The 18366-nt window shown below is 35.5% G+C and carries 16 protein-coding genes; 13 read left to right on the forward strand and 3 right to left on the reverse strand.

All coding sequences use genetic code 11. From position 1 onward, the window contains the following. The 12 genes from DRF65_RS20520 (at position 1) to DRF65_RS20580 (ending at position 14111) form a co-directional block, all read left to right on the forward strand. Positions 1–1173, forward strand: a complete 1173-nt coding sequence (locus tag DRF65_RS20520) for a hypothetical protein (RefSeq protein WP_115972612.1) — start codon at positions 1–3, stop codon at positions 1171–1173. Between the two features lie 2 nt (positions 1174–1175). Next, positions 1176–1790 (forward strand): conjugative transposon protein TraK, encoded by a 615-nt coding sequence (traK, locus tag DRF65_RS20525; protein ID WP_115972613.1) that lies wholly within the window; start codon positions 1176–1178, stop codon positions 1788–1790. Next, complete coding sequence (locus DRF65_RS20530; protein WP_115972614.1) at positions 1790–2170, forward strand: hypothetical protein; 381 nt, start codon at positions 1790–1792, stop codon at positions 2168–2170. Before traK ends, DRF65_RS20530 begins: the two co-directional genes overlap by 1 nt. Continuing rightward, positions 2167–3423 (forward strand): conjugative transposon protein TraM, encoded by a 1257-nt coding sequence (gene traM, locus DRF65_RS20535; protein ID WP_115972615.1) that lies wholly within the window; start codon positions 2167–2169, stop codon positions 3421–3423. Before DRF65_RS20530 ends, traM begins: the two co-directional genes overlap by 4 nt. Positions 3424–3426: 3 nt before the next feature. Continuing rightward, positions 3427–4317, forward strand: coding sequence for a conjugative transposon protein TraN (traN, locus tag DRF65_RS20540; RefSeq protein ID WP_115972616.1), 891 nt, complete (start codon positions 3427–3429; stop codon positions 4315–4317). 78 nt (positions 4318–4395) lie between these two features. Then, the gene (locus DRF65_RS20545; RefSeq protein ID WP_115972617.1) at positions 4396–6384 is read left to right on the forward strand and encodes a type IV secretion system DNA-binding domain-containing protein; all 1989 of its coding nucleotides are present in this window, start codon (positions 4396–4398) and stop codon (positions 6382–6384) included. 30 nt (positions 6385–6414) lie between these two features. After that, positions 6415–7269, forward strand: coding sequence for a M23 family metallopeptidase (locus tag DRF65_RS20550; protein ID WP_115972618.1), 855 nt, complete (start codon positions 6415–6417; stop codon positions 7267–7269). Further along, complete coding sequence (locus DRF65_RS20555; protein WP_115972619.1) at positions 7259–8437, forward strand: DUF3945 domain-containing protein; 1179 nt, start codon at positions 7259–7261, stop codon at positions 8435–8437. Before DRF65_RS20550 ends, DRF65_RS20555 begins: the two co-directional genes overlap by 11 nt. Continuing rightward, on the forward strand, positions 8391–9062 hold the full coding sequence (locus DRF65_RS20560) for a hypothetical protein (protein ID WP_123947404.1): 672 nt from the start codon (positions 8391–8393) through the stop codon (positions 9060–9062). The genes DRF65_RS20555 and DRF65_RS20560 overlap by 47 nt, the downstream gene beginning before the upstream one ends. Before the next feature lie 26 nt (positions 9063–9088). Then, positions 9089–10813: a hypothetical protein gene (locus tag DRF65_RS20565; RefSeq protein ID WP_115972621.1), complete on the forward strand. Its 1725-nt coding sequence runs from the start codon at positions 9089–9091 to the stop codon at positions 10811–10813. Between the two features lie 8 nt (positions 10814–10821). Beyond that, positions 10822–11526, forward strand: a complete 705-nt coding sequence (locus DRF65_RS20570; RefSeq protein ID WP_115972622.1) for a hypothetical protein — start codon at positions 10822–10824, stop codon at positions 11524–11526. Positions 11527–12455: 929 nt separating this feature from the next. Further along, the gene (locus DRF65_RS20580) at positions 12456–14111 is read left to right on the forward strand and encodes an NUMOD4 domain-containing protein (protein WP_115972624.1); all 1656 of its coding nucleotides are present in this window, start codon (positions 12456–12458) and stop codon (positions 14109–14111) included. Positions 14112–14418: 307 nt separating this feature from the next. Here the strand turns inward: DRF65_RS20580 and DRF65_RS20585 are convergent, their stop codons facing one another. After that, positions 14419–14865 carry a hypothetical protein gene (locus DRF65_RS20585; protein WP_115972625.1) on the reverse strand — a complete coding sequence of 149 codons (447 nt, stop codon included), beginning with the start codon at positions 14863–14865 and terminating at the stop codon, positions 14419–14421. A 193-nt stretch (positions 14866–15058) separates the two neighbouring features. Here DRF65_RS20585 and DRF65_RS20590 point away from each other — a divergent pair, with 193 nt between their 5' ends. Then, positions 15059–16153 carry a serine hydrolase domain-containing protein gene (locus tag DRF65_RS20590; RefSeq protein ID WP_115972626.1) on the forward strand — a complete coding sequence of 365 codons (1095 nt, stop codon included), beginning with the start codon at positions 15059–15061 and terminating at the stop codon, positions 16151–16153. Here DRF65_RS20590 and DRF65_RS20595 read toward each other — a convergent pair. Continuing rightward, on the reverse strand, positions 16115–16804 hold the full coding sequence (locus DRF65_RS20595) for a hypothetical protein (protein ID WP_228438848.1): 690 nt from the start codon (positions 16802–16804) through the stop codon (positions 16115–16117). The genes DRF65_RS20590 and DRF65_RS20595 overlap by 39 nt on opposite strands. 91 nt (positions 16805–16895) lie before the next feature. Then, positions 16896–17204: a hypothetical protein gene (locus DRF65_RS28310; RefSeq protein WP_123947407.1), complete on the reverse strand. Its 309-nt coding sequence runs from the start codon at positions 17202–17204 to the stop codon at positions 16896–16898. Positions 17205–18366 lie beyond the last annotated feature (1162 nt).

Consider the following 18366-nt stretch of genomic DNA (forward strand, 5'->3'; position numbering starts at 1 on the left):
ATGAAACAAAAAAAGATAGTAAGAAGCATTGCACTGTTAATGCTTCTCTTTATCCCCTGTCTTGTCTTCTCTCAGGATACCCATAGCGATGAGTACTATCAGAAGGCAATGGACTTTTTACAGGGTGAAGGCGTACTGGAAGGATGGTTTACCGAAAAATTCCTGCCTTTATATGATAGCTTTATGACGGCAGAGTATGGAAAATTCATTCTGTTCGGACAAGCGGTTGCAGGAGTAGGAGCCTTGCTGTATCTCGGAAATATCGGATGGCAGATGATCAGTGGAGACCGGGAATGGGAAATCGTTCCGATGCTAAAACCCTTTGCCATCGGTCTTGTGATTATGAACTGGGTATCTTTTGTAGGGCTTCTCAGGACACCCTTAATGAAATTACAGGATGTATCAGAGGGAAGCTTTGTGGAAAGCCAGCAGGAACTCAATTCTTTACGCTGGGTACGGTTCAAGAAACAGCAGCAGGTGGTGGACAGGATTGTTGAAGAGCAGGCAAAAGCACAGGCAGAAATTCAGCAGCAGGAAGCCGGAGACCAGTCATTGATTGAACAAGGGCTGGATATGATGGGAGACGGCTTAACCAACTTGATGAGCCCGGTGTATGAACTCTACCTGCGTTTACAGGTGGGATTGCAGCTGGCGATTTCCAGCGCATTAGAGCTTATCGGATTATGGATACTGCGAGTCTGTGTGTATGGTATATTCTTCATTCAGCTCATATTTTCAACTATTTTAATCATTGTCGGCCCTATTCCTGTAGGCTTATCGGTATTTCCGGCATTTTCCAATTTTCTTTCACAATGGGTTGCAAGATTTATCAATGTGAATCTGTACGGATTTGTAGCATTCATTATTTTGAAAATAGGGACACTGCTCCAGCTTTTTGCCTTTGAAGCTGAAATTGAACGCTATGACCAGATCATTAATAATGACGGAAGTATCAAAAATATGGATCTGCTGCTCACTTATTCAAGCAGCGGAATCATGTCTTTCGGGCTTGTAATTGTCTGCTTTTTAATTACAGCAGTAGGAATCTTATGCGTACCCACTCTTGCCAACTATATTATACCATCAGGAGGCAGTAACACAGGGGCAATGTCTAAGATGAAACGTGCAGGAATGGCGGTAGCCACTAAAGGTGCATCATTATTAAAAGGATAATTATGGGACTCGTAAAAAATATCGAACAGAAAATAAAAATCAATCGGGTAACCTCTATTGGCTGCCTCGTTTTGTCTGTGATCGTGGTTATTGCAGGGTTTGTGTTTTCCTACAAGCAGATTCAGGATGCCAGAAAATCCATCTATGTGCTTGATAACGGTGTTCCGGTTCTGGTAAAGCAAACTGATTTGCTTATGAACCGCCCTGTGGAGTATAAAGCGCAGATCGATCTCTTTCATTCCCTGTTTTTCACCTTATCCGCTGATGACGATTATATCCGTGAACAGACCAAAAAGGCGTTGTATCTCATTGATGACAGTGGGATGAAAGAATATATGAACCTGAAAGAGAAAGGCTTTTATAATCAGATTATTTCCTCGAACAGTGTCATGACGGTAAAGGCCGACAGCATTAGGCTTGATGAGCAGAATTTAAAATTCATCTATTATGGGACACAGACCATCAACCGGAAAACACAGCTTATTGTAAGGAAGCTGGTTACTGAAGGGTTTGTAAAGGATATTCCACGTTCCCCCAACAATCCCCACGGTGTGCTCATTGAAAAATGGAAAACCTTAGATAACTCGGATATATCCGTTAAAGAAAAATTCAGATAATGGAAAAATCACAAAAAATAATAAGTAATGACAGAATTTCGCTCTGGAAAAGGGCGGAGCATTTCGCAGAAAAGTATCCCCAAAGAACATTTTATATCATGTTTGGGCTTATTTTCTTTTCCGTCCTTTTTAGCATCGGGAACCTTATTTATGTCCAGAAAGTTTCCGTTCCCCAGTATGAAAAGATGAAGAAGCAAAATATCCTTACAGATGCGACAGCCTCCTTTGGGGCGGGCGTCAGGGAAACAGAAAAAATTATGGATATACGGCAGGCCCTGAAAGAGCTCGATTATTACCGCAGAAAAACAGTCCTGAGCGCTTCAGACAGTGTCAGGATAAAATACCTGCTGGATAAATACCAAATAAAGAATAAGCGATGAAGAAACTTAATGTAAAACAACCCAAATATATCCTTCCGCTCATTGCCCTGCCATTCGTCCTGATGATAGGGTATTTTTATACCCGGTTTGCAGAAGGTTCGGGAAAAGATAAGAATAAGCTTGCTGAAAGCAAGGATATTTCTACCTACTTCGGGAAAGTCGGAGAACGTTCGGAGATCAAAGGCAAAGCTGATGCCTATGCCGATTTTTTTGACAGGCGGATGGACGGACGGACTATGATTGACGGCTTCGGAGATGAACAGGAAAACCTTGAAACATTCGATGATAACCTTTCTGACCGTCAAAAAAGGCATATTGACAGCCTGAATTATGCCCGGGAAAAGGAAAGGCTTAACAATCTTTCCAGGCAGGCAAGACAGCAGTCCTATTACAATGCAATGGACGGAAGGCAAAGCAAACAGCGTGAAGATGAGCAGTATGAACGAAGCATGAAGATGCTTAAGATGCTAAACGGGGACAGCCAGCAACAAGGTTCCGGAAATTCCCGGGAACAAAAGAACGAAGCGGAGGATTGGAAGAAAGAGCAGATGACGCTCATGCGTGAGCAAATGATGCTTATGGACAGCATTGAAAAAGCCAACAATCCTGAGCTGAAGCAGCAGGCCAAGCTGGCGGAGAAGCTTAAGAAAAATGAAAAAGAAAAAGATTTCTTTTTGAACTCCACCCTTAAAGTTACCAAAGCCGCCAAAAGTGCTGATTTCAACTCCATTTACAGGCAAAAGGAAAGCTCTTTTATTAAAGCTGTAATTGATGAAAACATCAAAGGCTTTATGGGAAGCAGGATTCGTATCCGCCTGTTGGAAGATGTCTATGTCGGCAATGCTAAAATATCGAAAGGAACCCCCTTGTATGCCTTGATCAGCGGATTTTCACTTCAAAGGGTAAACCTGCATATCGTGTCGGTTATGCACCAGAACGAAATCCTTCCCATTAACCTTAATATCTATGATATTGACGGAATGGAAGGCTTATATGTACCGGGTTCTGCATTTAGGGAGATGACACGTTCTATGGGCGAAAATATCGTACAGGGGCAAAACCTCTCTACCGGAAGCGCGGATTTCTTTACCACAACCCTTACCTCCGTCTACCAATCCACCTCCAAAACCATTGCAGATGTGATCAGGAAGAACAAAGCCAAGATCAAGTACAATTCCTTTGTATACCTCATTGATAACAAAGAGCTGGAGAATAAGAAAAAAAATATTTATAAAACCAATACCAATCCTTAACCTATGAAGAACCTATTATTTACCCTCACCCTGATGCTGATTTCAACCTACACTTTTGCACAAAATCAGGCTCTTTCCAAAGTGTATAAAAGCGGGCTTCCCGAAATTAATATTACCCGGGATGTTAACCTGCATTTTAGGAGTCCCGAACCGGTGCAGTTTGTTGATTTAAGCACCAACCGCCTCATTGGCGACCTTCCCGCTGAAAATGTGGTCAGGATTAAAATTCAGCAAAGCGAAGAGGAAAAACATTTTGTGAATGACAGCCTGAAAAAGACAGTAGAGATTCCTATAGCATATTCCAATAATCAGGAATTAGGTATTATTACCATTGTCGGGCAATCATTTATGGCTCAATACAAACTTATCTTTAAGGAAGATAATTCTTATGATATCATCACCAACATTGAAATTTCACCTCAGGATATGCAGCCTTTGGAATATCCTGAATATCAGATGTCCAATGCCGAATTGAGAAAATATTCAATGCAGCTGATAGAAAAAAAAGAAAATAAAATACTCAGAAAGAATACGAATTTGGGGATGAGGTCACAATTGAATAACGTCTATACTTTCGGTGATTATGTCTTTCTCGATGTAAGCTTTAAAAACAAAACCAATCTTGCTTATGATATTGACAAGCTGAAATTTTCCATTGATGACAAGAAAATTTATAAGGCAACCAATGTACAGTCCATAGAAGTTGACCCAGTTTTTAGATTATATGATGTAAAGTCATTCAAAAAATCTTACCGTAATATTTTTGTGTTCAAAAAATTCACCTATCCTAATAACAAGGTGTTGACGATAAGGCTGATTGAAAACCAGATCAGCGGGCGAACCATTAACCTGGAAATCAAATATTCCGATATTTTACAGGCAGATACTTTCTGACAAACCTATTTATATTAACCTTAGCAGGCAGTTCCGGAATTTTCCGGCTGTCTGTTTTTTATATCCTTACTAAAGATTATGCAGGAAAGTAAAGAACAACAGAAAATTTACGATTTTTTTCAGAAGGCGGTGTATATGCTGGTATTGATGGAATGCGGTATATTGTTTTTTGGCGGAGCTCAAATTCCGATACTTGCAAAACTATTGAAATCATTGGGCAAAATGCCGTTTCTTTTTCCTCCGCTTCATGCGAAGTTTGCAGAAATTGTACTGATTATTTTGATTGCTATCGGGACAAAGCCGAAAAAGAATCAAAACATAGATATTACAAAATCTATTATTGTTCCCATTATTTGTGGATTACTGATGATGTTTGGCTCGCTGATGTTTATTGATGATACTTTCAGGAAAGATGCGATATTTTTAGCTCCACATTTCAATATCTATCAGGCGGCTTATACTCTTCTCTCATTTTTGGGAGTACTGATTACTTTATTGGGAGCTGATAATATCGGCAAGATCATGAAGCATAAATTAGGGAAAGATCGCTGGAATATTGAAGAAGAGAGCTTTGACCAGAATAAAGAACTGATTAATACTGATTTCTCGATTAATATTCCGTACCTGTTCTATTATAACAAGCGGATGAACAAAGGCTGGATCAATATCAATCCTTTTAAAGGCACGATCGTGATCGGAGTTCCGGGAAGTGGAAAATCTTTTGGAATTATAGCACCTGCGATCCGCCAATTGATCCGGAAAAATTTTTGCCTTTGTATTTATGACTATAAACACCCGGATTTGGGAAAGATTGCTTATTACCATTATAGGCTGAAAAAGCAGCATGAAAAGGACTATAATTATGATTTTGCTGTGATTAACCTCAATGAAGTGGAGAAATCAAGGCGTGTCAATCCCTTAAGGAAAGAATACCTGTCCACACTGGCTGAAGCACAGGAAATGGCAGAGGCGATGGTCTCTTCGCTACAGAAAGGGGGTGGTTCCACAGGTGGCAGTGATCAGTTTTTTACCCAGTCTGCCATTAATTTCCTGTCGTCCTGCATTGCGTTTCTAGCAAAATACGAGAACGGAAAATTTTCCACTCTTCCGCATTTGCTGGCTTTTATGAACCGCAGTTACGAGGAAATATTTAATACACTATTTACCAATATTGAACTTCACTCTTTGCTTTCGACCTTTAAGTCAGCCTACGATAATAAAGCTTTTGACCAGCTGGAAGGACAGATAGGAACACTTAAAATCTTCCTGTCAAGACTGGCAACCAAAGAAAGCTTCTGGGTGTTCTCCGGAGATGAGATTAATTTAAAGATTTCAGATTCTAAGCATCCGACCATTATCGTTCTGGCATCCGACCCTAATACCCAGGATATCAATTCGGCTTTGTACTCTACGGTGCTGAACAGGTTATTAAAGCAGATCAATTCTAAAGGGAACCTTCCCAGCGGAATTATTGCCGATGAGCTGCCTACCATCTATATCCACAAAATCGACAATCTGATCGCCACGGCGCGCAGTAACAAAGTAGCTGTTTTATTAGGATTGCAGGAAATTCCGCAGTTTAAACAATTTTACAAAAAAGAGGTTGCCGATACCATTACCGCCATTATCGGTAATATTCTCAGTGGAAGTGCTAGGGATAAAAGCACACTCGACTGGCTTGAAAAGGTATTTGGCAAAGTGAAGCAAAAATCACAGTCGATGTCGGTTAATAACAACCAGACCACGATTTCCATTCAGGAGAAAATGGATAACCTTATTCCGGCAGGAAAGATAGCCGGGCTTAGAACAGGGGAAATGGTTGGCATTGTAGCCAAAGACGAACAGAATGAAACGCAGGAATATACAACTTCTGCTATTCACGGAAAGATTAACCTGGATATGGAAGCGATTAAAACGGAAGAGCAGAATTATATTGACCTGCCGGTATACTACAGTTTTACGGATGAATCCGGAAACGACAACAAAAACAAAATCCTGATGTCCAATTTTCTCCGTATTAACAGGGAAGTTGAACTCATCGTCGAGGAATTCTCACGCAGTGCATGAGATAATTTTAATAATACCTAAAAAAAGTAAATGAAAAAAATAGTAATCCTAATTCCTTTGTTTCTTTTTTCAAAATTCTTTTCACAATTCAATACGGTTTCATACAGTGGCAGGCTCAACAGTATTGCGGTTGCCCCTCTTTCAGAAAATCGTTTTGAAGGAAATTTCCTCTCCTACCACATTGAAGGCAGAACCGGAAAAAAGCTAAAAGAAATAAAGGAGCCTGATAAAAGAAAAGTTTCAGAAGCCGCTGAAACAAAAGGGTCCTCAAAAAAGCAGAAAACCCAATCAAAATCTTTCTTCCGGGAACAAACCCCTGAAACTGAGAAAAAGGAAGCAGATGATCTGGAAGAAGATCATCCGTTAGAAGAAGATCCTGATGAAATATCCAGAAAAAAGCTGCGGTATAAAAAGTTGGACCTTATTACTGAGGGCAATTATGATTTTCCGGAAGAACAGATGGTTTTTATGCCTCTCAAAAAAATGATCGTTACCTCAAATTATGGAAACCGTTTCCATCCGGTAGATAAGGTAGAGAAATTCCATGCAGGAGTGGATCTACGTGCCAATGGTGATTATGTATTTGCTGTATTGGACGGCATTGTAACAGATGCAGGTTACAGTGGTGGTGCCGGAAACTACATCAAAATACGGCACGGTGATTTTGAAACGGTCTATATGCACCTTTCCAGGACTTTGTTTTCTGAAGGAGATATTATCTATGCCGGGGATATTATTGCCCTGAGCGGTAATACCGGAAAAAGTACTGCTCCACATTTACATTTTGCCGTCAAAGAAAACGGGAGATATATCAATCCCATTCAATTTTTAAATGAATTAATACAAACCAATAACGCTTTAGCAGATTATAACAATGGAAAATAACACAACATTCCTTACAGACGATTTAAAGAAATTCGGAATCATGACCGAAGACAATCAGTTCTCCCAAAAGCTTTCGCAACAGGAAGTTTATAACTTCCTCAAAGGAGGAGTCCTTATTGCCGAAAACGACCAAAACAGGCTGACTTTTAAAATAGCGGACGACAAGCTCAATGTCAATGCCTACACCAAAGATTGGATAAGCCATCAGGATTTGTCTTCAGCGGAATTACTCGAAATCACATCCAAAAATGCCAATCTTTATAAAGTGATGGCTGATTATGGCACCATAACCCACATCGGGAAAAACCATTTCAACAATAACCCTGAAAATGAGATCACACTTTTTGTGGAAGTTGAAAATGAAAGAGGAAAAACAAGGTTTTTTGGAAACAAGCTGGAAGAAGGCCTTGCGGGCTTTAAAATCGGGGATAAGGTTCAAATTAACCAGACCGGAATTGAGAAAGCTACCCTGCATGCCAATATAGAAAGGGAAGTAAAGGAGATGACCAGATATGACAATCTCTTTATCATTCGTCCTTTGGACGAAAAAAACAGGCAGTTCCAATCCAGGCTTTTTGAACTGGATAACAAGGATAAGACCATCAAAGATATTGATACCACCAAATATGAGCTGCAAACGGTAAACGGACATACCCTGTCGGAAAAGCAGCTTCAGCTGCTCCGAAAAGGAAAAGAAGTGAAGCTCGATAATGAAACCACCATTCAGCTAAGCCCGAAAGCGGATAATGAAAAAGGGCTTTCTGCTTCCGTGAAAATGCTGCTTATTACTTCCATTACAATTGATGGTGGACTGACATTTCTGATCCTTAAAGGAATTCAGAAATTAGCAAAAATGCAGGAAGAGAATCAAAAACAGCAGGAAAGCCAAAAATACCTTGCAGAGCTTCAAAAACTCAAAGGTTTTCTTCAGTCCAAAGCAGAGCAATATCCAGACAATAAGAAAATCATTACCGATTTGAATATTGTGGGAAAAGAAATTTCCAATGTCCAGACCAGGGTTTCTGAAAATCAAGAAAAGAATAAAGACACAGTAAGCTTAAAGGTAGGTGATCCTGACCTGTTTGAAGATGCTAATCAGAAGAAAGAAGAGGAAAAGAGGAATGAAGAGGACACTCGTAAATCACAATCTTTTTCCAGAGGAAGATAATAGTAAGCTTATAGTAATGCAGCTGGATTTAGAGACCCTTCAATTATTCGAGGGGAAGATAAGTGAGGGTGGCAATCTGTATTTTTCAGGAAGTAATGAAAATTCATGGTGTATCGTTTATCGTGATTTTACTAGTGTAGAAACAGAGAATTTTTATAAGATTATCAGTCCTTTCGGGGATATACTGATTTACAATATGTATTGCTTCCGGTATATTCAGGAAGCAATACTGTTTTTTCAGGTTAAGAAAGGAGATTATTTCAGGAATGCCCTTATTATCATTTCAGGGCTGGGCAGTAATCAATTTGTTATAACCTATCTGATTAAGAATTATGTTCAAAATGATCAGAAGATTCCCAAGCTCCATTTTTTTCATTCCGAAGGAAATTTTGAGATGGCCGCACTATACCTTGAGCTCCTGGACAAAAAAATTATTTACAGAACAATAAAGTCCAATGAAGAAAATTTTCTGAAAATATGGTACAAATCCATACAAATTCAGATCAGTTTTAAGCAAATCAGTAAATCCAGGATTTGTTTTTTGCTGGGAATTAATGACCGGAAATACAGTATCCGCAACCACTTAATATCACAATACATAGGAAACCGGAGCCTTTCGTGGTAAATAAATAATCTTAAAAGCATGAAATTATGGATGTACATACAGATTTTGAATTTGAAGCCAAGGTATTATCTGATTATTATAAAAATGGAGATAAAAGCATTTGGCTAATAGAAGGACTAAGAGGTTCCCTTTACACTGAAATTAACTCTTTTCATTCTTTGATTGAAAATCTTCAAAACAGGAAAGGAATGTTTGAAGGAATTCCAATTATTCTAGAACCCTTTCGCTCATCGGATGAAAGCTTTAGTGTAAACATTATAAACGATAAGGAAAGAATGGAATTGGTTTCTCAATTACAATCTGTTCAGCTTGCAGAAAGAAATGACAAAAATTTTTCTATTGAAAAAATTGCAAACCAAGACTTAGACGAAACTTTTAGTGAGATTTCTGATCTGTACCTTCAGCAGATACGGAATGCAGAGAATACTGATCTCAGTGCTATCAGGGAAGCTTCAAAACTCTATTCCTTACTTTCTGATAACCAAAAAGAAGACTATTTAGAGTCACTAGAAACTCTGCTTCATTATGATTTTGAAGATAATGAGATATCAATCGAAGACATCGAAAGTTTTCTTTTTCAGGTACGGGAAACTCTTTCTTTTCCTCCCAATGAGGATAGTTTAATTAATGATAATCAAAACAATAAACAATTAAAAATTATGGAAAACAACCTATTCGAAAGCAAAAAAGCAGATTTACAGGTGAAAATTGAATTACCTGGGCAGGAAAAACCTTTCTTCGATAAAATGTCTACGCCTAATAATCTGGTCACTCAGATTCAAAAAGCAGGACAAAAGCTCGAAGAAAAAGAAAGCCTTAGCATAAGTATCAACGGGGCTTCCTTTGAAATTCCGAAAGAAAAAACGGAAAAAGGAAACATTCTGGAGACTGTTCAATCGGAATATGAAAAAGTACAGAAAGATAATACCCAGGCAAAAGAAACAACCGATGATGAAGAGGCTAAGCGGACTGAATCCCAACAGAATGAAGCTCCTGCTAAACAGAAAGAAAAAACAAACTTTGGATACCTGAAAGACCAGATCAAATATCTGGGAATGGGTGAAGATCCTGCCATGCATAAAGAGCTGGCAAAAAAGACAGGTTCAGGAGTCAAAGAATTTTCTATGGTAATCACTTCAGATAAAGCTTCTTTTAAAAATAATAAGGTAGAATTTACGCTTAATTTTCAAAAATCTTCTGCAAACAATAAAGTGTACCTTAATACTTTTCAGGCTGCTCTTAAGAACGAAGAAAAGAATATAGAGCTAACCCACACATTTTCTGCAAATGGCAGAATTACAGCCAAAGAAGCGATTAATCTTCTGGAAGGAAGATCGGTAAAAACGGAAATTAATAGCAAGCATTCCGATGAAAAGGAAGAAGCATTTATAAAACTTCTGCTGAGTGAAGAAAAAAATGAAAAGGGTAATTTTAAGCTCCAGGTATTCAATAAGAATTACGGTATTGATGTGGAAAAAATCATGGCTAAATCCAAATTGGTTTTTGATGATGAAAAGCATAAAGAGATTACCCAAAAATCGTTGGAAAAGGGAAATATTGTCTCAGTAAAGTTCTCGGATCAGAATAATAAAGTGACAGAGGGAAAAGCAATTCTGAATCCCCAGTACAAAATGCTCAATTTGTACGATAACAAAATGAAGCGGGTCAATTCTAATGAACAAGCTTTTCAAAAGGATAATTCTGAGACAAAGGAAGTAAAAAACCAGCAGAATTATTCGCGTAAAATGTAGCGGGAATTATGAAAAATTACTTTTTAATAGTAATACTTTCCCTTTTTGTTTCGTGCAATAAAAACACAAGAATCCGGAGTGAAAAGGGAGGTATTGATGTAGTTACCAATATTTATTATAATGCTTCTAAAGGGCTGGATGACCATCAGCAGATTGTTATTTCCAAAATTAATTATTGGGATCGCAATATTATTGAGCTGGTTCCCAATATCAATATACCGGAAATTATCGACAGTATATTTTATATCAGGGATTCAATATATTTTAATGCAGGAAGTCGGACACAGGCCAAAACACTCATCTTTAAGGAAAGGGAGGTTCACGAGATGCCGAAAAATCTATATCAAAAAAAACATGGAGCTATTTGGGTGAATATTCCAATCTATGGTTATGATAAGAGAAAAAATCTGACTGATACCATACTTTATGGTAAAAAGCAGTTCAAAAGGTTTCAAGTCTTTACTCCGGAAAATTATAGTATTTTCTATATTACCAAAACCGATACGATTCTTCCTTATTCCCTTAATCCCATTGCGGATCAGGATTACGGAGGCAGATTGGAACGGATTGACAGCTATGACAAGAAAAGGGATCTGTTCACTACCGTGGTATTATTGCCAAGAAAACATCTGGATAAAGAAGCAGAAGAAATTTTTGAATATAATTATGCTATCGATCACATGTACTTAAATCCTAGGCAAAATGAAAAATAATCTCTGACATACGGCTTTGGATTGTTCATAAATTCATTTCAAATGGCAATTAAAGCCGGTTTTAAGAGCCCTTCAATATGAAAGGCTTATGTTTACAACAGCCTTTATTTATCATGTTTCGATTTTCAAAATTTTGCGATTAATTTTACTTATTTATAAATCCCAGACTATGAAGCCTGGGATTTTTTATTTTTTACTAATATGTAAGCAATATGGTCAAAAAGCTTTGAAAATTATGTTGTTGTATTTTCAGAATTTTATCAAAAGGTTTAATCATAATAATTTCCCCTACAGTCAGATTAAAAAGCTGGTCATTTATTAGTAAATATTTTGCATCGTCCTGTACAAATAGATCAAAATGGATAGTTTTACTCCCAAAGAGAAAGGAACCATTGATTAAAATTACCTCTCCCCTTATAAATGGAGCATTAACTTTAATTTTGACTGTCTTATGTTTTTTTTTCTTTGTCAATAAGGCAAATGAAAACAGGAATCTCTCAGAAGATTTCCTGCTTTTTTCTCTTAATAGGAGATAAAAGATTTTTCCTTTTCTAATTTGATTAAGGGTAATAAAACCGGTAGCAAGGTCTATTTTTAGACCTTTTTTTTAATTGAATTATCAATCATGACGTAAATTTATTTTAGGTTTATTTTGGTTCTTTTTATAAGATTGATAATCAATGTGTTTTTATCGGAAATTGTACTGCGATTCCGAGGTGCAATTTAGGATCATGAACATTGGAATGAAAACTGTTATTGGTACTTTTCAGGAATAAAGACGTCCTGTTTCGGGAATTAATACCACAAAAAATTTTAAGTTAAACGGTATAATCTGAGCCAAAATGGGAGATATATTTGATCTTATAAAATTTCGTGTTAAATTAGATATTGAATTATAACAAGTAATTTACAATAGAAATTTTCGGCTTATGAGACTACCTACTGAATTAGGAGATGAATATGTAAATAAAGTCCTTTCCAATCTTTCCTTAGAAAATCTTCCGGGTGAAGAATGGAAGCTGATAGAAGGGTTTGAAAATTATGCTATTTCAAATTATGGACGGGTGAAAAGCCTGGAACGTTGGGTTCCGCTTCCTGTCGGAGGAGATCAAAAAATATTGGACAGAATTATGAAACCGCAAGCCTTCAGGTATTTTAATAAACATCTAAAGGCTCATTTTTATAATGTGAGATGTAACCTCTCTATTGAAGGTAGGACATATGGAAAATCAGTGGCCCGTTTGGTCTACTATCATTTTGTTGAAAAATTTGATATGGACGATCTTTCATTTCGTATATCTTTTAAAGATGAAAATCAATTTAATGTACATTTCAGCAATCTGGAGAAGCTAACTGCTCATGAGGTTCGCAGTAAAGCGCTGAATACGGGTAGAGGCAAGAAGGGGAATTATCAGCAGGCAGTGAGCCAATACACGGTTGATGGTGATTTTGTGGCCAGCTATGAAAGTATTTATGCTGCAAGTGAAACTTTGGGGATTCACCCCACCTATATTCTACCTGTCATCAATAAAAAAAAGACTACCGCAGGGAAGTATCGATGGTTTGCAAAAGATTATACGCCCACTGAGGAGGATTTTATACCGGAAACTAAAAGTAAACCGGAAAAGGTACTCAATACAAGCCTTTGGAAGACGCTTGGACAGCCCATAATTGATGAGAGTAATCCGCCGGCTTGTATGAATTTGTCGTTAAAAGATCTTCCTGGTGAAAGATGGGAACCGATTCCTGATTTTGAAAAATATTTTGCCATCTCTAATAAAGGGAGGATAAAACGGTTAAACAGTTGGACACAGAATAGAAACAAAACTTTCTGGAAAGAGCATATTATTTCAATCTTTGTATTAAGGCCCCATAGTAAAACCAGTTATTTTTATACTAAAGTAAGCTATAATGGAAGAAGTTATCCTATAGCAATTACCCGACTGCTTTATTATTGTTTTATAGAAAAATTTGACCTTAAAGATAAAAATCTGGTGATTGTAAACGAAAGTAATCCACAGTGGGATATCGATATTTCGAAATTAACCTTACAGTCTGCTAATGATATACTTAAGGAAAGAAATAAACAGTATGCCACCAAAGTGAGGACAATTCTTAATTCAAAAAAAGTATTCAACGACTCTCTATGGGAAAAGTTAGGTAAACCCCGGATTAATAAGAAGAATCCACCTGCCATTTTCGATTTATCCCTAAGAGACTTACCCGACGAGAATTGGAAACCATTACCCGGCTTTTACGGTAAATATGTTATCTCCAATAAAGGAAGAGTAAAACGATTGAGTGGATGGGGAGTAGGTAATCATTTTTATAAAGAGGAGCAGATTATCTCTCTCAACTTAAAGAAATCTGAATCCCCTTTTCTTTATTTTTATCTTCATAAGAAGGAAGATATAAATCCCAAAAGGCTTTTACGGCTGCTTTACTATTGTTTTGTCGAAGAATTTGATCTGAATAACAGAACGCTGCGGGTTGTTAGTGAAAATCAGCGGCTATGGGAGATAGACCTGTCAAAGCTATCCCTACGTTCTATGGTAGATTCCTTCAAAAATAATTATAAAAAGTAGAGATCCTTTGAATCTTTTTACACAGGCTTTGGAATCCTTAAACAATGCTTCTATCTTTCGTCGTTCTTAGTTTGATTAAAAGTAATCATTTCCAGTTTGTCTATATCTGTTATATAGGAATCAATAGAAAAGCATGTTATTTTTCCCTCATCTTCATACATATACCAGGTGGTTTCACTACCATATGGATTAAAGGTAATAATTCCTTCCCAGTTTTCCCATTGTCCAAATGATTTATGCTTTAGATTACCATTTATAATCCTGGTTGCAAGCCTTAGTAATGTAGTATTTTCTTTTGTCTCAAAAGTTAAAATAAGCTTATAGGCATTAATATTTTCTGAGACATATGTTTTTTGGTATTATAAAAATCACCTGAGAAATTAGATTTGTTAGGATTAGGTTTTTCATAGAACAGAAATAAAGCCTGTTTCTTTCTTGCATTAGCCTGATAGCTTCCATATACCTGTGAGCCTGTTTCACAAGGAAGAACTTCTGCATAATATTCATATCCCTTTTCTCCTTTCTCATTGATTCCTGTTGAAGAAAAGATAGATACAGGATTATCAGTAAGATAAGAATAACCTAAGGGAGTATTTCTGTAATCATGGAAGGGGCTTCTGTAATCAGGAGAATTATCTTTGTTGATAATGGTGTTCGCAAAAGTATTGTTTCCAGTAAATCCTTGATTTACCTCTTCAAAGGAAAGTATTTTGAACTGGGATAAATCACCAAATTCGTCATCAAATTCTTCCATAAGCTTTGTTTTAGCAATTAATATTTTATTTTAATGTTTCTAAAAGCAAAGCTAAATCTTGACTACGCCAAAAGGTGACGTATTAAAAATACATTTTTATAATTTGATTTTTAATTGGACTGTCTGATGAGCTTTTCAGAATAAATTATTTTCTATTTTTAGAATTAAGTTCTTACTTTTGAAAACAGCATTTATGAGAAGCATTTTATTTATTTTGATTTTTGTTATTTCCAGTCCATATAAATTATATAGTCAAAAATTATCTTTTGATAAAGAAAATAGTAAGACAAGAAATAAACTTGAACAATTTCTAAAACAAAACAACGTGCCTGGTATGGCGGTAACAATTTCACATAAAGGAAGTATTATTTTTTCTGAAGGATTTGGATATACGGATCTCATTAATAAAACTAAAGTTGATCCTTCTAAAACCAAATTTAGAATTGCAAGTATTACAAAAACGATTACAGCAGCGACGCTAGGGAAACTTGTAGAATTAGATTCAATTGATTTTGATAAGACGGCAAACTTTTATTTAGACAGTTTACCTAAAAAGAAATACGATTTTACGATTAGACAATTAGGAGGACATGTTTCGGGAATGATCAGAGATCCGAGCGAAGAGAAATTTAATAGCAGCTATTCTCGCAAAGATTTTTATCGTGTCTTTAGTTTGGATGAACTTGAATTTGAACCTTCAACTAAAATCCAATATAGTAACTATGGCTATAAACTGTTAGGTCTGATTGTGGAGGAAAAATGTGAAATGTCAATTGTTGAATGTCAAAAGAAATATGTAATAGATAAACTAGGCATAAAAAATACTTTACCTGATAGAGGTATTTACGATAGCAGTACTACAAAATTTCATTCCATATGTAACAAGCAGGTTGCTATCAGTCCACCTGCAAAATGTTCTTTTAAATATGCTGAAGGATGTTATTTATCGACAAGCGAAGATCTGATAACTTTAGGGAATAGCTATTTATATTCTAATAGAATATTAAACAGGGAAACTTTAAAACAATTAATAAAATCGCAACATTTAAAAAATGGCGATAAAACGAATTACGGGGTAGGATTTTTTTCTTCAACTGATTATTATGGAAATTATTATTACGGACATGAGGGAAGATACGTGGGAGGGTTGAGTCTAATGTATATTTATCCCAAAGAGGAGCTTGTTGTGGTCTGCTTGATTAATTTAGACCTTATTGATAAAGACTTGAAAAGTTTTATGCAGGAAATTTTATTTAGATATATTGATAAAATCCACAATAACAGTTGATGCATAATAAATACAAGGTAATGTTGCAGAAAACACCAGAAAAAACCCTCTAATTTTTAGGGCAACACTATTAAATATATGAAATAGTGATGATAAAACTCCAAATACCAAACAATAGGTTGTTGATAGAAGAGCAATCACTGCCGAAAATTGAAATATAATTGTCCCCCACGATAATAACTGGCAATAAAAAATGTTATTTGATAGTTTTAATAAGGTAGAACTTCCATAATATTCTGTTTTAAATAATCCACTTAGTCCTTTACCATTTCTCCACATTGGAGAAATTATTTTATGATACGCAGCAAAAACGTAGGAAAAAGTAGAGATAACTCCAGTGTATAAAAGTGCAACACTTTTAATATTTAGATCATTAGTGATCCAAAAAATGGATAATGATAAAAATATTGTTATTGAAAATTTATCAGCAGCATTCATTAAAATAAAATTCCTGTAGTAACTATAAATTTGTAAAATAAAAAGCAAGAAAAATATTTTCATGGAGCCGCTTGAAAGCAAAAATAAAACAACTAAAATCCGTAAATAAATTGAGAATTTAAAAATAGAATCTACGAATAATTTAGTAATATATCTGCTTTTTATCCTATTTATCCTATAGTTTTTAGATAAAATATCAAATGAGAAAGGCATTCCCTTTGTAAAATAAACGGAATTTCTCAACAAGGTAATTGAATCTATTATAACATATAAATAGATCAAGTATGTCGAAATTATAGCTATTTTATTTATTAAAATCAATGTTAGATACAATTATATTTTTGAACTTATATTCACCATCAATTAAACCGACCTTTGAAATTATTAATTGTCTTGTTTTTATATTTGGGCTATTTTTATAATTTTTCACCAGGTTCTCAATAATCTCATAATAATAGCTACTCAAAATAACCCGATCGATTATGCCTTTTCGTTTCATTTGAGCAATATAAAAAACTGATTTTGATATTGAAGTGTAAATTTTATCATTGAAATTAAAGATACGCAGATAGTCGTTATTGTCGAAAATAATTTCTTCAAGTTCTGACGTCATGTCATTGTAGTCTAGATCTCTGTAAAATAATTTATAATCAAAAGAAATAGGTCGGGGCGCGAATAATGACCAAATCATTAGAAGTCCAAAATAATCGTAGTCTAATATAAAGTGACATTTTTTGGAAACCTGAATTATTACATTCAAGAGAAATAGTAAGGAGAAAAAAATAATTAAAAGGTTATAAGTGGAAAACAACATAATAAACAATTGGGTAAGCAGAAATAAATGTCCAGAAAAAATCATTTAAATTTGATATTATAGCTAAAATCAGGTGAAAAATAATCCCAACAACAAGAAAGTAGATGTTTGTGAATTGGATACTGGCAAATAATGGAAAGGTTAACTGAAATAGTATTATTCCCCAACATAAAATTTTGTTTCCACGCCCTAAGTTAATTACAAAGTTCTGGATGGCCCTATTGCCAAATAATTCACTATTTAATACATATACCATAGCTTTCCCTTGCCTCCATATCGGCGACCTTATTTTGTTATAGCCAGTAAAAAAGTATGAAATATATAATTGACAAACTATAAAAAGACTCCCGATCATTAAAAAATGCCCCATAAGCGAAATAATTGATAGTCCAAATAATATAATTGTTCTCATTTGATCTGCGCCAGAGAGAGCCAAAGTATTTCTTAGATTAAAAACTAGCTGCGTTAAAAAAACTAGAAATATTAAATTGTAGAATTTATGTGGCATAAATAAGATTAGTAGGGATAAGGCTAATCTTAGCAATAAAATATAATAGAATCCTTTTTCATTTACTATGGGGAATAATACTTTCAGAAGCTTCGATACACTCTTATCCTGCTTATTGTTTACTAAAATATTTACGTTGAAAATTCCGGATTTTGAATAGTATTTTTGATAGTAAAAAAGTGAATGTAAAGTATCAAACAAAATTCCTATAGAAATTAGACACAAGCTGAGGTAATAAAGTTTCATTGTCGCTTAATGTTCATAGTGAATATTATTTTGTCCCTTTTATTGAGTGTCCAACCACTTCTTCTAAAATATATAATTTGTTTCATTACAATTTCCTTATTTATAGCCTCATTTTCTGACCATATGTGATTTCGAATCAATAAAAGAGAGGGCGAATAGGAAAATAGATTCGGATTAGATCTAAGCATTTGTTTTCTTAATCCAAGA

It is taken from the genome of Chryseobacterium pennae, from assembly GCF_003385515.1.
In the GTDB taxonomy this organism is placed as follows: domain Bacteria; phylum Bacteroidota; class Bacteroidia; order Flavobacteriales; family Weeksellaceae; genus Chryseobacterium; species Chryseobacterium pennae.